Source organism: Desulfovibrio piger, from assembly GCF_951793255.1.
GTDB lineage: Bacteria > Desulfobacterota > Desulfovibrionia > Desulfovibrionales > Desulfovibrionaceae > Desulfovibrio.
Genome location: NZ_OX636706.1, coordinates 1,639,460 through 1,652,401, shown reverse-complemented (window position 1 = coordinate 1,652,401; position 12,942 = coordinate 1,639,460). Strand labels below are relative to the sequence as shown.

Annotated in this window: 12 protein-coding genes; 9 read left to right on the top strand and 3 right to left on the bottom strand. The window is 66.0% G+C overall.

The window, feature by feature from the left end; translation table 11 throughout:
• Positions 1-73: 73 nt before the first annotated feature.
• Positions 74-2,356, bottom strand: a complete 2,283-nt coding sequence (locus Q4I12_RS07440; protein WP_302261229.1) for an STT3 domain-containing protein — start codon at positions 2,354-2,356, stop codon at positions 74-76.
• 130 nt (positions 2,357-2,486) lie between these two features.
• The gene (locus Q4I12_RS07435) at positions 2,487-3,155 is read right to left on the bottom strand and encodes a 16S rRNA (guanine(527)-N(7))-methyltransferase RsmG (protein ID WP_297159092.1); all 669 of its coding nucleotides are present in this window, start codon (positions 3,153-3,155) and stop codon (positions 2,487-2,489) included.
• 97 nt (positions 3,156-3,252) lie between these two features.
• On the opposite strand from Q4I12_RS07435, the gene Q4I12_RS07430 reads away from it, so the two are divergent.
• The 9 genes from Q4I12_RS07430 to Q4I12_RS07390 all read left to right on the top strand — a co-directional run bounded on the left by Q4I12_RS07430 (position 3,253) and on the right by Q4I12_RS07390 (position 11,553).
• Positions 3,253-4,206 (top strand): ACP S-malonyltransferase, encoded by a 954-nt coding sequence (locus Q4I12_RS07430; RefSeq protein WP_168934469.1) that lies wholly within the window; start codon positions 3,253-3,255, stop codon positions 4,204-4,206.
• A gap of 30 nt (positions 4,207-4,236) precedes the next feature.
• On the top strand, positions 4,237-5,892 hold the full coding sequence (argS, locus tag Q4I12_RS07425; protein WP_302261226.1) for an arginine--tRNA ligase: 1,656 nt from the start codon (positions 4,237-4,239) through the stop codon (positions 5,890-5,892).
• A 5-nt stretch (positions 5,893-5,897) separates the two neighbouring features.
• Positions 5,898-6,686 (top strand): SPOR domain-containing protein, encoded by a 789-nt coding sequence (locus Q4I12_RS07420; protein WP_297159091.1) that lies wholly within the window; start codon positions 5,898-5,900, stop codon positions 6,684-6,686.
• Between the two features lie 18 nt (positions 6,687-6,704).
• Positions 6,705-7,499: an MlaE family ABC transporter permease gene (locus tag Q4I12_RS07415; RefSeq protein WP_006006302.1), complete on the top strand. Its 795-nt coding sequence runs from the start codon at positions 6,705-6,707 to the stop codon at positions 7,497-7,499.
• Positions 7,500-7,505: 6 nt separating this feature from the next.
• A complete protein-coding gene (locus Q4I12_RS07410; protein WP_168934473.1) occupies positions 7,506-8,321 on the top strand; it encodes an ABC transporter ATP-binding protein in 816 nt (271 codons plus the stop codon).
• 172 nt (positions 8,322-8,493) lie between these two features.
• The gene (gene mlaD, locus Q4I12_RS07405; protein ID WP_006006299.1) at positions 8,494-8,943 is read left to right on the top strand and encodes an outer membrane lipid asymmetry maintenance protein MlaD; all 450 of its coding nucleotides are present in this window, start codon (positions 8,494-8,496) and stop codon (positions 8,941-8,943) included.
• Position 8,944: 1 nt separating this feature from the next.
• Entirely contained in the window at positions 8,945-9,601 is a 657-nt protein-coding gene (locus tag Q4I12_RS07400; protein ID WP_204625158.1) for a Tgt2/MlaC family protein, read from the top strand.
• Positions 9,602-9,619: 18 nt separating this feature from the next.
• The gene (locus Q4I12_RS07395) at positions 9,620-10,453 is read left to right on the top strand and encodes an MlaA family lipoprotein (RefSeq protein WP_204625159.1); all 834 of its coding nucleotides are present in this window, start codon (positions 9,620-9,622) and stop codon (positions 10,451-10,453) included.
• Positions 10,454-10,590: 137 nt separating this feature from the next.
• Entirely contained in the window at positions 10,591-11,553 is a 963-nt protein-coding gene (locus Q4I12_RS07390; protein WP_297137552.1) for an ABC transporter ATP-binding protein, read from the top strand.
• 665 nt (positions 11,554-12,218) lie between these two features.
• Here Q4I12_RS07390 and Q4I12_RS07385 read toward each other — a convergent pair.
• Positions 12,219-12,821 carry a class I SAM-dependent methyltransferase gene (locus tag Q4I12_RS07385; protein WP_302261221.1) on the bottom strand — a complete coding sequence of 201 codons (603 nt, stop codon included), beginning with the start codon at positions 12,819-12,821 and terminating at the stop codon, positions 12,219-12,221.
• Between the last annotated feature and the right edge of the window lie 121 nt (positions 12,822-12,942).

The following is a 12,942-nucleotide window of genomic DNA, read 5'->3' as shown; positions in this document are numbered from 1 at the left end:
ACGCTGGGGAAGGCCAAGAGATTTGAGGAGAGGTCTGCCCTCTCCTCAAGAATCCCTCAACGTCCGCCCTTCCCTACAGCACTTCGTAGATACGGCAGAACACGTTGTCGTAGACCAGCTTGAAATAGGGCGAGATGGCCGGATCCTGCGGATTGCCCACCAGCAGGCGCACCATGAGCGAATTGTAGAGGTTGGCATCCATGGCCAGCTTCTCGTCCGTGATGCGGTTGAAGAAGAAGTGCACGTTGCGGCGTCCGGAAAGGAATTCCTGCCGCTGGGCCGCCGTGGCCCGCGGATGGCTGTCGAACCACTGCTGGATGTAGTCCCGGCGGGTGACGCCCGTCTCCTCGAACACGCTGATGGACGCCGGACGGATGGGCGTGGCGCTGTCGTCCAGCAGGACCTCGCCCTTGTCCAGATTGTAGGCCACGGCCTGCGGCAGGATGGACAGGGCCGCGCCCTCTCCCTGCCGGGTCACGAAATCCCAGTTGCCGAAATTGCTGATCCAGAAACCGAGACGCAGCATCTCGAAGCTGACCGTCACGAACTGCCGCCCTTCGCCTTCCACCAGCGCCGTTTCCGGCGAGCGCAGCTTGTCCATGAGGTCCTGGGCCTGCTGGGCGTCCAGTCCGGCAAAGACCTCGCTGGCCACCTCCTCGTCGAAGGGGTCGCGCCCTTTGGCGAACTGGCTGGTATAGCGGATGAGCTGACGGGCGAAACGGGGATTGTCCGTACCCAGCACCGCCGCCGAAAGATAGAGCGGCGCTCCGGCATTGCGGGCACCGTCCGCGATGGTGAGGCGGTGGGCAAAATGATGGGCCGCGTAGCCCCAGTCCCACCACAGCCAGAGCGTGGCATCCTTGGGCACCACGGTCTGGGCCCGGCTGAGCATCTCGGCATGGCGGCGGTTGATCATGGGGCCCTGCGACATGGCCGGGATGATGTTCACGAAGGGGGCCACCAGCAGCGCCAGCAGCAGCGCGGAGGTCAGGATGCCCGTCACGTTGGGGCGCAGCTTGCGCAGCAGACGCTGGAGCATCCAGTACAGGGGCAGGGTCAGGCCCACGGCCACGATGGGCGCGCCGAACATGACCATGCGACCGCCCATCTTGGTGCTGAGCAGGCCCAGCGCCGCCAGCGGCAGCAGGAAGAGCGCGCCGGGACGGCGGAAGATCACCCATACGAAACCCAGCAGGCCAAGGGCCGCGGCCTCGTGCCAGGGATGGAAATAGGCCAGCACGGCCAGCAGGCCAAGGTCCTGTACTTCGGTAAGGGCCTGCCCCGCAGGCGGATAGATGAGGGCCAGCGCCCCGCTGCCGCCCGAGACCTCGGCCTTCTTCATGTACAGGGAAAGCTGGTGGGTGATGGTCTGCAACAGTTCGCCCGACAGGAAGAGGGAGCCCACCCCCAGCCAGAGGAGGATGAGGACCCAGGGGCGGCACAGCCACTGGCGCAGACGGTACATCTGACGGGCACGCGTCCAGCCCGCGGTCATGAGCAGGGCGCTGAAGCCGAAGAACAGGGGGCCGCCCAGCGTGGGCAGGGCGTAGGCCAGCGAGCCCAGCAGCAGAAGGTTGCGGCGGCCGCGCGGCGCCATGACCAGGCTCATGAAGGCCAGCAGACAGACATTGTAGCGGGTCAGATAGGGGAAGACCGAGTGCCATTCCTGCGTCCACCAGGAGATGACGCCGGAAACGCCCAGCAGCACCACCCACTGCCAGCGCAGGGGGTTGCCCAGGCGCAGGTCCTGCTCGGCCAGCGAGCTGCCCCAAAGGCGTCTGGCCGCGGCCAGGCCGGAACCTACGATGAGCTTTTTCAGGATCAGCTGGGGCAGGAGCATGTAGCGCATGGCCCAGCAGGCAGGCGCCAGGGTCATGAGCAGGGGGAAGAACAGGGTCACCAGGTCCGTGTCATAGTAGCCCAGCAGCGTGCGGGCCAGGAAACCCGGCGCAAGGCTGGTCAGCAGGCCCGCCGCCACACCGGCTTCCATGCTGCCCAGGGCCCAGACCCAGGCGTAGACGATGACGGCCACGAAGCAGGAGAGCAGCGCCGGGAACCAGAAGGCCACCGCCGCGGGATAGGTCCCCAGCAGATCGGCCATGCCGCGCAGCATGACGGCCATGGGGTGCCCCACCGCATGGCCGAAACCTTCGGCACCGGCCACCCAGTGGTAGGCATCGTGCGTGGCCAGCAGCCATTCCGAGCCCAGACAGTACTCCGGGTTCTGCCAGCAGGGCCATTCCAGCATGCGCAGGGCAAAGGCCAGGCCCAGGGTCACCAGGCCCCAGAACAGGCCGTGCAGCCAGAAGGTGCGGTTCTCAGCGGTAAAATAGACGGAGACCGGTTTGTCCGTCATGCGTGCTCTCCTTTGTGGCAGAGAGTTTTCAGGCAGAAGAAGGGACGCATCCCGGGGATACGAAGAAACGTGCGGGGAAAAGGCGAAAAGCCTGGGGCCCTCCCGCGTGGGCAGCCCCTCCCCTCAAAAACTATCCTTCGGCTCTCCGGCGCAGGGCCCAGAACCAGCGGTGCACGTTGTCGGCCGTGTAGGCGAAGGATCCCACCAGCTCCCAGCCGTCGATGTCCCCGGCGGCGGGCGGCTCCTCGCGGGCCAGGATCACCACGATGCCGTCATCGGCCAGATGCGGGGCCACCAGCTCCAGCAGCTGCGGCCAGGGCATGAAGGCCCGGCTGGTGATGCAGTCGGCCTTGCGGGCCTGCTTGGGGAAAAAGTGCTCCACCCTGCCCCGGAAAACATGGGTCCCCGGCAGGGGCACGCGGGCCAGCACCATGGAAAGGAAGAGCGCCCGTTTCTCCCGGGCCTCCACCAGCCAGCAGGTGCCGCGCTGCCAGGCCATGCGCAGGGGGATGGCGGGCAGGCCCGCACCGGAGCCCAGATCCCAGCACAGGGGATCTTCGGGCAGGGGCAGGCCGTCGAGGAAGGTCGCCAGATGGAAGCTGTCGGCCACCAGGCGCTGCATGGCGTCGCGCCAGTGATGCGCGCCCACCAGGTTCATGGCCTTGTTCCAGCGGCAGAGCAGCTGCAGATATTCCGCCAGCCCGGGCAGGGCCGCCTCGGGCACCGTCACGCCCGCCTCCCGGGCGCATCGCGCCAGGGCGGACAGGGAGATGTCGTCGTGTTTCGCGTTGGGCTTCATGGGCCTTGTGTAGCCTCTGGCGGCGGGACTTGCAAGCTCTGGCGCTCTGTCGTAAAAAAGACGACTTTATACCGCTTGCCAATCCATTTTTGGAGCTATGAAAATGACATCGTGTGCATTGCTTTTTCCCGGCCAGGGCTCGCAGGAAGCGGGCATGGGCCGGGAGCTGGCCGAAGCCCGTCCCGAAGCCATGACGCTCTGGAAGCGCGCCGAAGCCATCAGCGGCCTGCCGCTGCGCGAGATCTACTGGGAAGGCGATGCTGCCGCCATGAGCGACACCCGCGCCCTGCAGCCCGCGCTGACCGTGGTCAACATCAACCTCTGGCGTGAGCTGGCGGGCAAGGTGCGCCCCTGTGCCGCCGCCGGTCACAGCCTGGGCGAATTCAGCGCCCTGGCCGCCGCCGAGGTGCTGGATCCCGAGACCGTGCTGCAGATCGTGTCCCTGCGCGGCCGCCTCATGGCCGAGGCCGATCCCGACGGCACCGGCAGCATGGCCGCCATCCTCAAGATGAAGCAGGAAGACGTGGAGGCCCTGGCCCGCGAGGCCGCCGTGGAAGCCGACGCCCTGCTCATCGTGGCCAATTACAACACCCCGGCCCAGTTCGTGGTCAGCGGTCACCGCGATGCCGTGGCCCTGGCCTGTCAAAAGGCCAAGGAGCACCGCGGCCGCGCCATCGAGCTCAAGGTGAGCGGCGCCTTCCACAGCCCCATGATGGAAAAGGCCTCCCGCGAGCTGGAGCCCCTGCTGCGCAAGGCCGTGTGGCGCAAGCCGCAGTTCCCGGTCTACTGCAACCTGCACGGCCGCGCCGTCACCGACGGCGAAAGCGCCAAGGAAAGCCTGCTCAAGCAGATGACCTCGTCCGTGCTCTGGATCGAGACCGTGCGCAACCAGTACGCCGACGGCGTGCGCCGCTGGGTCGAAGTGGGTCCCAAGGCCGTGCTGGGCAAGATGGTGCCCGCCTGTCTCAATCATCTGGACGAGGCCGCCCGCCAGGAACTGCGGGTGGAACTGGTCAACAGCCTCGAAAGCGTGGAAAATTTTTCGGCGTAGGCGCGAGCCCCGCCTCAGGAGATAAAATACATGCGCGCTACCGACGTTTTGCGCTCTGCCCTCATGGGCATTGTGGAAGAGATGGGCCTCAACTGGCCCGCCAAAGCGGTCATCGAACCGCCCCGCGACCCCAAACACGGCGACCTGGCCGCCAACATCGCCATGCTGCTGGCCCGCGAGGCCCACAAGAATCCCCGCGAACTGGCCCAGATCTTCGTGGAAAAACTGCCCCAGCGCTGCGCCGACATCGAAAAGGTGGAAGTGGCCGGCCCCGGTTTCTGCAACGTGACCTTCAGCCAGCACTTCTGGCGCAAGACCGTGTGTGAAGTGGAAGCCGCCGGTGCCGCCTACGGCCAGAGCAGCGTGGGCCAGGGCCGCAAGACCCTGGTGGAATACGTTTCAGCCAACCCCACCGGTCCCCTGCATGTGGGCCACGGCCGCGGCGCCGCCGTGGGCGACAGCCTGGCCCGCCTGCTGCGCAAGGCCGGTTTCGATGTGGAGACCGAGTACTACATCAACGATGCCGGTCGCCAGATGCGCATCCTGGGCCTTTCCGTGTGGCTGCGCGTGAAGGAACTGGCCGGCCGTCCCGTGGAATGGCCTGAAGACTACTACCGCGGCAGCTACATCATCGACATCGCCCGCGAGATGCTGGCCGAAGATCCCAGCCTGCCCGACATGGAAGACCAGGCCGGTCAGGACCGCTGCTACGAACGCGCCATGAACGAGATCCTGGACGGCATCAAGGCCGACCTGGCCGACTTCCGCGTGGAGCACCAGCACTGGTTCTCGGAAAAGACCCTGGTGGAGAGCGGCGCCGTCAAGGCCGCCTTCGACGCCCTGACCGAAGCCGGGCACACCTTCGACAAGGACGGCGCCTTCTGGTTCGCCACCCAGGCCCTGGGCGACGACAAGGACCGCGTGCTGCGCAAGTCCGACGGCAGCCTGACCTATTTCGCCTCGGACATCGCCTACCATCACAACAAGTTCCAGCGCGGCTATGACTGGCTCATCGATATCTGGGGCGCCGACCACCACGGCTACATGCCCCGCATGCGCGCGGCCATCACCGCCATGGGCAAGCCCCGCGAAAGCTTCGACGTGGTGCTCATCCAGCTGGTGAACCTGCTCCAGGGCGGCAAGCCCGTGAGCATGTCCACCCGCGCCGGCACCTTCGAGACCCTGGCCGACGTGGTCAAGGAAGTGGGCGCCGACGCGGCCCGCTTCATGTTCCTTTCGCGCAAGAGCGACACCAGCCTGGACTTCGACCTGGAGCTGGCCAAGCAGCGCAGCCTGGACAACCCGGTGTACTATGTGCAGTACGCCCACGCCCGCATCTGCGCCGTGCTGCGCCGTGCCGAGGAACGCGGCATCACCCTGCCCGCCGCTGCCACGGACGAACTGCTGGCGGCCCTGGACACCCCCGAAGACATGGCCCTGCTGCGCAAGATGGCCGGTTTCGAGGACATGGTGGCCACCGCTGCCCAGGCCCTGGCCGTGCATCACGTCAGCCACTATCTGATGGATCTGGCCGGCATGCTGCACAGCTACTACGCCAAGCATCAGGTGCTGCTGGCCGACGATACGGCCCGCACCCTCTCGCGTCTGGCCCTGCTGCGCGCCGTGAGCCAGGTGCTTCGCAACGGCCTTGATCTGCTGGGCGTCAGCGCTCCCGAGGCCATGTAGATCCTATGGCCCAGCCTTTGCGAAAGATCCGCCAGCGTATCGCTCCCGCTGTGCCCAAGGGCGGTTTCAGCTTCACGCTGCCGCCCCTGGCCGCGGGGGCCGTCTGCATCGTCATGCTGGCCTGCATAGGCTGGGCCTTCTTCATGGGCTATATGGTGGGCCACGGCCAGAACCCCGGCGAAGAGATGCGGGAGCTGACCGGCATCGGCCGTCCCGACAGGGAGACCCTGGCCGAGATGGACAAGGCCATGGCCGGTTCCGAAGACGCGGGCCTGCGCGACAAACTGGCCGACCTGAGCCGGCAGCCCGTGGGCGGCGCCCCTGCCGCTCCCGACGGGGATGCCGCTGCGGCCCCCGCTGCCGCTGCCAACGCATCCGCCGCACCGGCCGCGGCCCCTGCCGCCAAGAGCCCGTATCCTTTCAACAAGCCTTCGGACAACGGACTGGCGGCCTGGGGCAATGCCCCCAAGGGCGCGGCCCAGCCCGCTTCCGAAAAAACGGCGGCCCCGGCCAAGCCCCAGGCGGCGACGAACGGCGCGCCCCTGTATGATTTCGTGTTCCAGGTGGCGGCCTTCCGCAATGTGGACGACGCCGACCGCCTGCGCCAGCGCCTGGAAGGCCAGGGCCTGCGCACACGCGGCCAGAAAAGCGGCAAGCTGACCCTGGTCATGGTCCATATGCGCGGCACGGATCTTGATGCCGCCAACCTCAAAGAAGAGCTGCAACGCATGCGGCTCGGCTCTCCCCTGCAAAAATCCAAAAAACGGGTAGGCGGCAAACCCCGCCCCCGCTAGTGAGGCGTGTTACCCTTTATGAGCAGCATCCTGACGTTCTGCAACCGGCTGGGCGCCGCTGTGCTGCGCATGCTGGACAGTCTGGGCGCCGTGACCCTTTTCATGCTCGACGGCCTGCGCCATATCTTCACCAGTCCCCGCATCGTTCCCCGCACCATCCAGCAGCTGTACGTCATCGGTTACAAATCCCTGTTCGTCATCCTGCTCATCGGCATCTTCTGCGGCATGGTGCTGGGCCTGCAGGGCTACTATACCCTCGTCCAGTTCGGTTCCGTGGGCATGCTGGGCTCGGCCGTCTCGCTGAGCCTCATCCGCGAACTGGGCCCCGTGCTCACGGCCATCATGCTGGCCGGACGCGCCGGTTCCTCCATGGCGGCCGAGATCGGCGTCATGCGCATCTCCGACCAGATCGACGCCCTGGACGTCATGGACATCAACTCCATGGCCTATCTGGTCAGCCCCCGGCTGGTGGCCTCGCTGCTGGCCTTTCCCCTGCTCACGGCCATCTTCGACGTCATCGGCATCATCGGCGGTTACCTCACCGGCGTGCTCATGCTGCACATCAACGAAGGCGCCTATCTGTACCGCATCGCCAGCTCCGTGACCATGAACGACGTGGCCGGGGGCTTCATCAAATCCCTGGTCTTCGGCCTGCTGGTGGCCACGGTCTGCTGCCATCAGGGCTACACCACCCACATGCGGCGTGACAGTGTGGGCCCCGAAGCCGTGGGCAACGCCACCACCTCGGCCGTGGTCATCTCCTGCGTGCTCATCCTGGTGGCCGACTATGTGCTGACCTCCTTCCTGCTGTAGGTGACCATGAACGCCTGGGACATCTCTTTTTCTTCCCTTTCCGTAGGCTACGGCGACCACGCCGTGCTGCATGACATCAACGCCACCCTGCCCGGCGGCAAGGTCTCCGTCATCCTGGGGGGCTCCGGCTGCGGCAAGTCCACCCTGCTGCGCCACATCATCGGCCTTTCGCGGCCCATCAGCGGCAACCTGCGCATCGGCGGCCAGGACCTGTTCAGCCTGCCCCATGCCGAGGCCCGGCGCATCCGCCGCCGCATGGGCGTGCTTTTCCAGGACGGTGCCCTGCTGGGCGCCCTGACCCTGGTGCAGAACGTCTGCCTGCCCCTCAGCGAGCATCTGCGCCTGCCCAAGGACGTCCTGCGCGAAGCCGGGCTGCGCGTCCTGCGCATGGTGGGGCTGGAAGACTTTGCCGACTATTTCCCCAACCAGCTTTCGGGCGGCATGCGCAAACGGGCGGGCCTTGCCCGGGCCCTCATCGCCGAGCCGCGCATCCTGCTGTGTGACGAGCCGACCTCCGGCCTGGACCCCATCACGGCCGCGCGCATGGATGCCCTGTTGCAGGCCATGCACCGCCAGTACCCGGAAATGACCATCGTGGTGGTCAGCCATGACCTGGCCAGCCTGCGCTGCATCGCCGACCATGTGCTGGTGCTGCGCGAGGGCCGGGCCATCTTTTCCGGTACGTTGCCGGAACTGGAGGCCAGCCGGGACCCGTACCTGCTCCAGTTCCTGCGCCGTGAAGGCGGCGACGAGGAAAGCCTGGCCGACGCCCCTGCCGACCCGCGCGTGAGCGCCGCCCTGGACAAATGGTTCAGGACCTAGGCGGGGCCGGCGGCCCTCTGCCCTGTGCTGCAGGGCCGTGCCGCCGCACCCATCGTCTGATACCCGGCGAGCCGCCAACGAATGTTGCCGCATATCGTTGCGGACGCACCTTGAAGATTGCCCCTGCCGGGCGTATAACCATAGCGCGGCATTGCCGCACAAGGAAATTGCCATGAATTCTTTCCGCCAGACCGCTGTCGGCATCTTCGTCCTGCTGGGCCTTGTCTGTGTGGCCTACCTGACCATCAAGCTCGGCAAGATGGAGGTCTTCGACAGCAAGGGCTTTGAGCTTGTGGCCAACTTCAACTCCGTTTCCGGTCTGCGCGTGGGCGCCGACGTGGAGATGGCCGGTGTGCCCGTGGGCCGTGTGGCCTCCATCAAGCTGGATGACGACCTTTCCCGGCGTCAGGCCCGCGTGGTCCTGATCCTGGACAAGGACCTGCAGCTGCCCGCCGATACCATCGCCTCGGTCAAGACCAGCGGTCTTATCGGTGACAAGTACGTCAACCTGACTGCCGGCGGCTCCGAAGACATCCTGGCTTCCGGGGACACCCTGGAAGAAACGGAATCCGCCGTGGACATCGAATCCCTTATCAGCAAATACGCCCTGGGAGGTGTGTAATATGAACAACCGTCGCACGGTGCTCGGCCTGCTGGCCGCTGCCGCCCTCACCCTCTGTCTGTCCCTGCCCGGCTTTGCCCCCGCCGCCGACGCGGCCGAAGCTTCTCCGGCCCGCAAAGCCCTGGAGGTCTCCATCAGCCGCGTACTGGACTGCATCAAGAACCCCGACTACGTGAACCCCGCCACCCGGCCGCCCCTGCGCCGCCAGATCGAGGACGAGGTCTACCATATCTTCGATTTCGGCGAGTTCTCGTCCCGTACGGTGGGCCCCCGCTGGAAGGAATTTTCCGCCGCCCAGAAAAAGAGTTTCAGCAACGCCTTTGCCGACCTGCTGCTGACCACCTACCTGAACAAGGTGGACGGCTATAACGGCGAGCAGGTGGCCTATACCGGCGAGATCGCCAATGCCGCCAAGACCCGTGTGGAAGTCCGCACCGAGATCACCATGAAGGACGGCACCCGCGTGCCCGTGGCCTACCGCATGATGGCCAAGGACAACAGCTGGCGCGTCTATGACATCATCGTGGAGAACCTGAGCCTGGTCAAAAATTACCGCACCCAGTTCCAGGACATCCTGACCAGCGGCACCCCTGACGAGCTCATCGCCCGCGTCAAGGCCAAGGCCGAAGAAGTGCGCAAGCAGCCGGTCGGCAAATAGCCGCCAGACGGAGACAGCATGCGTCCCCATATCCTTGTCCCGCTCCTGCTGCTGACGCTCCTGTGCGCCGCGCCCGCCGGTGCCGCTCCGGCCGCCCCGGCCACGGAACACGCGCCGTCGAGCCTGTACGACAGCAGCAGCCCCACCATGCCGGCCGGGGCCATCTCCGTGCATCCCTATGCCCATGAGCAGCTGGCTGACGGGGATTCCCTGGATGATTACGACAGCGAGCCCCTGACCAGCATCGCCGACCCGCTGGAGCCCTGGAACCGCTTCTGGTTCGCCTTCAACGATATCTTCTTCCTGCATGTCGCCAAGCCGGTCTACAACTTCTACGAGACCGTCGTCCCCCAGCCCATCCGGGGCGGCGTCAAAAACTTCTATGCCAACATCCTCATGCCCAAGCGCATGATCAACAGCCTGCTGCAGTTCCGCGTCAAGGAAGCCTTTGTGGAATTCGGGCGCTTCTGCATGAACACCACCGTGGGCCTGGGCGGCTTTGCCGATGTGGCCAGCACCAAGAAGATCCTGGTGGACATCGATCCCGGCGGCGAGGATTTCGGACAGACCCTGGGCCGCTGGGGCATCGGGCACGGTTTCTACATCGTCTGGCCCTTCCTGGGCCCCAGCTCCGTGCGTGAAAGCATCGGCTTTGTGGGCGACTGCGCCACCGATGTCTTCTTCTTCGTCCATCCCTGGGAGCTGGCCACGGCTTCCGAGCTCTACCTGCGCTTCAATGCCCTGGACGACCTGCTGCCCACCTACGAGAGCCTGAGCGGCATCGCCGTGGACCCGTACATCGCCGTGCGCGAGGCCTACATCCAGTACCGCGAGGCGCGCGTCAAACGCTGATCCGCCGTCACCTCGACGACATCCGGGGGAAGGAGCCGTTTCCGCAAGGAAAGACTCCTTCCCTTTTTCAAACCCGCCGTGCCGGAGCCCTGCCGGGGACCGGCCGCCCAACCCAACAGCCGGGGAACACTCCGCCCATGAACCTGGACGATACCCTCACTCTGGAACAGCTTTCCGTCAGTTTCAGCACGGACGACGGCATCCTGCCCGCCGTCCACGCCGTCAGCCTCAGCCTGCCCCCGGCGGGCATCACCTGCCTGGTGGGCGAATCCGGTTGCGGCAAAAGCCTCACGGCCCGCGCCATCCTGCATCTGCTGCCCGAAAATGCCCATATCAGCGGCCGTATCCTGTTCCGCGGCCGTGACCTGCGCACCATGCCCCCGGAAGAGATGCGCGCCCTGCGGGGCCGCCATATCGCCATGATCTTCCAGGAGCCCATGACCTCGCTCAATCCGGTGCTGAAGGTAGGCATGCAGACCGCGGAGCCCCTGCGCCTGCATCTGGGCCTGTCCCGCAGCGAGGCGCGGCAGGAGGTCATCCGCCTGTTCTCCGAGGTGGGCATCCCGGCGGCCGAGAGCCGCTATGACGATTATCCCCATCAGCTTTCCGGCGGCATGCGCCAGCGCGTGATGATCGCCATGGCCCTGGCCTGCAAGCCCGATCTGCTGCTGGCGGACGAGCCCACCACGGCCCTCGACGCCACCATCCAGGGGCAGATACTCAGCCTCATCACGGAACAGAGCCGCAAGCGCGGCATGGCCGTGCTCTTCATCACCCACGACCTGGGCGTGGTGGCCCGCATCGCCGACAACGTGGGCGTCATGTACGCGGGACATCTGGTGGAACACGCTCCCACGGCCGAGCTGTTCCGCAATCCTCTGCATCCGTATACGCGCGGGCTCATGCGTTCCGCACCGGGACATGCGGCCATGGGCATGCAGCGCCTGCCCGCCATCACCGGCAGCGTCCCCAGCCTGGACAACATGCCCGAAGGCTGCCCCTTTGCCCCGCGCTGCGACGAAGCCCTGCCGCGCTGCTTTGAAAGCGCCCCTGTGGCCCGTTGCGAGAACGGCCACAGCGTTGCCTGCTGGGCGGTGTAGGCCGCCGTTGCTTTTAGATCGAGAGGAGATCCCCTTTCGCTCTGCTGCCGACGGGCGTAGCTTCCTGCGTCGTAACGGGCACGGCCTTGCGGCCGCCTTCCGGTCGCATCTCTGCTGTCGATGCCCGTAACTTCCTGCGTCGCAACGGGCACGGCCTTGCGGCCGCCTTCCGGTCGCATCCCTGCTGTCGATGCCCGTAACTTCCTGCGTCGTAACGGGCACGGCCTTGCGGCCGCCATTCGGTCGCATCCCTGCTGTCGATGCCCGTAACTTCCTGCGTCGTAACGGGCACGGCCTTGCGGGCCGCCATCCGGTCGCATCTTGCGGCAAAAAGGGGCCTCTCCCCTCGGACGCCCCTCCTCCCAAAACACCAGTATGTCCATCTGCCTTGCGGATGGGCTTTCTTGTTTTGCAGCAGCCCGGGTCGCTCAGGGACAAACACAAAGCACGGGGATGGAGACAAGCCAGGCTGTGACAGGCTGCAGCCGTTACGACGGGCAGCAATAAGACAACGATGCCCCCCTGCCCTAAACGGAAAAACACCCGCCGGAGCGGGTGTTTTTTCCGTCTGCAAGTCACAGGGGGCGGCTGTTGGGGAAGCTGCGCTAGGGATGCCGGTATGCCAGACGCCGCTCCCCTCCGGTCAGGCTGTTGAGCAGGCCGCCTCAATCGGAAGAGGGGATGCGCCGGACAAGGACCTGGATCCAGCGTTCCCGCAGCTCCGCCGCACGGTCGTCCTCCCCTGTCCGCATATCGAGGCAGGAAAGCTCCGGCAGCGCATCCAGCAGGGCCCGGACACCGACCTCGTCCATATCCGTGAAGCGACGACCGTCCGGGCTGTGGCGCTGCCCCTGACCGTACTTGAAATTGAAGAACATCACGCCGCCGGGACGCAGGGCACGCTGCAAACGCCGCAAGACATCGGGCAGATCCGCCGGGGCCACATGCAGCAGGCTGGCACAGGCCCAGATACCGTCGAAACGCTCCTGCCATGCCACGTCTTCGAAGCAGAGCACGGGCACCTCCTGCCCCAGCAGGAGCGCTGCCTGCCGGGCCATCTGCGGCGAAGCATCAAAGGCCTCCACCCGGAAGCCCGCCTGCCGGAAAGCCAGCGCGTCCCGCCCCGAGCCGCAACCGGCATCAAGGATGAGCCCGCCGGGGCGCACATGCGGCAGAAAACGGGCATACAGGGGCCGCAGGTCCATATCATGGGATGCCGCAGCGTAGCTGGCCGCGCGCTGGTCATAGAATGCCGTATCCGGTGCCACAGTTTTCCTCCCTTTGTCTCATCGTGCCGGGATGCACTGGTGGCCGCTCCCTCCCGGGACAGGGACGGAGCCTGTCCTTCCCGCTGTCTTGCCGCGGGAAGTCCCGGAGGCTGGTCGCTGC

What these genes read in the sequence shown, in the direction of transcription:
- mlaD (WP_006006299.1), top strand. Translation starts at nt 8,494, where the DNA reads ATGAATTCTTTCCGCCAGACCGCTGTCGGCATCTTCGTCCTGCTGGGC.
- Q4I12_RS07395 (WP_204625159.1), top strand. Translation starts at nt 9,620, where the DNA reads ATGCGTCCCCATATCCTTGTCCCGCTCCTGCTGCTGACGCTCCTGTGC.
- Q4I12_RS07430 (WP_168934469.1), top strand. Translation starts at nt 3,253, where the DNA reads ATGAAAATGACATCGTGTGCATTGCTTTTTCCCGGCCAGGGCTCGCAG.
- Q4I12_RS07410 (WP_168934473.1), top strand. Translation starts at nt 7,506, where the DNA reads ATGAACGCCTGGGACATCTCTTTTTCTTCCCTTTCCGTAGGCTACGGC.
- Q4I12_RS07435 (WP_297159092.1), bottom strand. Translation starts at nt 3,155, where the DNA reads ATGAAGCCCAACGCGAAACACGACGACATCTCCCTGTCCGCCCTGGCG.
- Q4I12_RS07400 (WP_204625158.1), top strand. Translation starts at nt 8,945, where the DNA reads ATGAACAACCGTCGCACGGTGCTCGGCCTGCTGGCCGCTGCCGCCCTC.
- Q4I12_RS07390 (WP_297137552.1), top strand. Translation starts at nt 10,591, where the DNA reads ATGAACCTGGACGATACCCTCACTCTGGAACAGCTTTCCGTCAGTTTC.
- Q4I12_RS07440 (WP_302261229.1), bottom strand. Translation starts at nt 2,356, where the DNA reads ATGACGGACAAACCGGTCTCCGTCTATTTTACCGCTGAGAACCGCACC.
- Q4I12_RS07420 (WP_297159091.1), top strand. Translation starts at nt 5,898, where the DNA reads ATGGCCCAGCCTTTGCGAAAGATCCGCCAGCGTATCGCTCCCGCTGTG.
- argS (WP_302261226.1), top strand. Translation starts at nt 4,237, where the DNA reads ATGCGCGCTACCGACGTTTTGCGCTCTGCCCTCATGGGCATTGTGGAA.
- Q4I12_RS07415 (WP_006006302.1), top strand. Translation starts at nt 6,705, where the DNA reads ATGAGCAGCATCCTGACGTTCTGCAACCGGCTGGGCGCCGCTGTGCTG.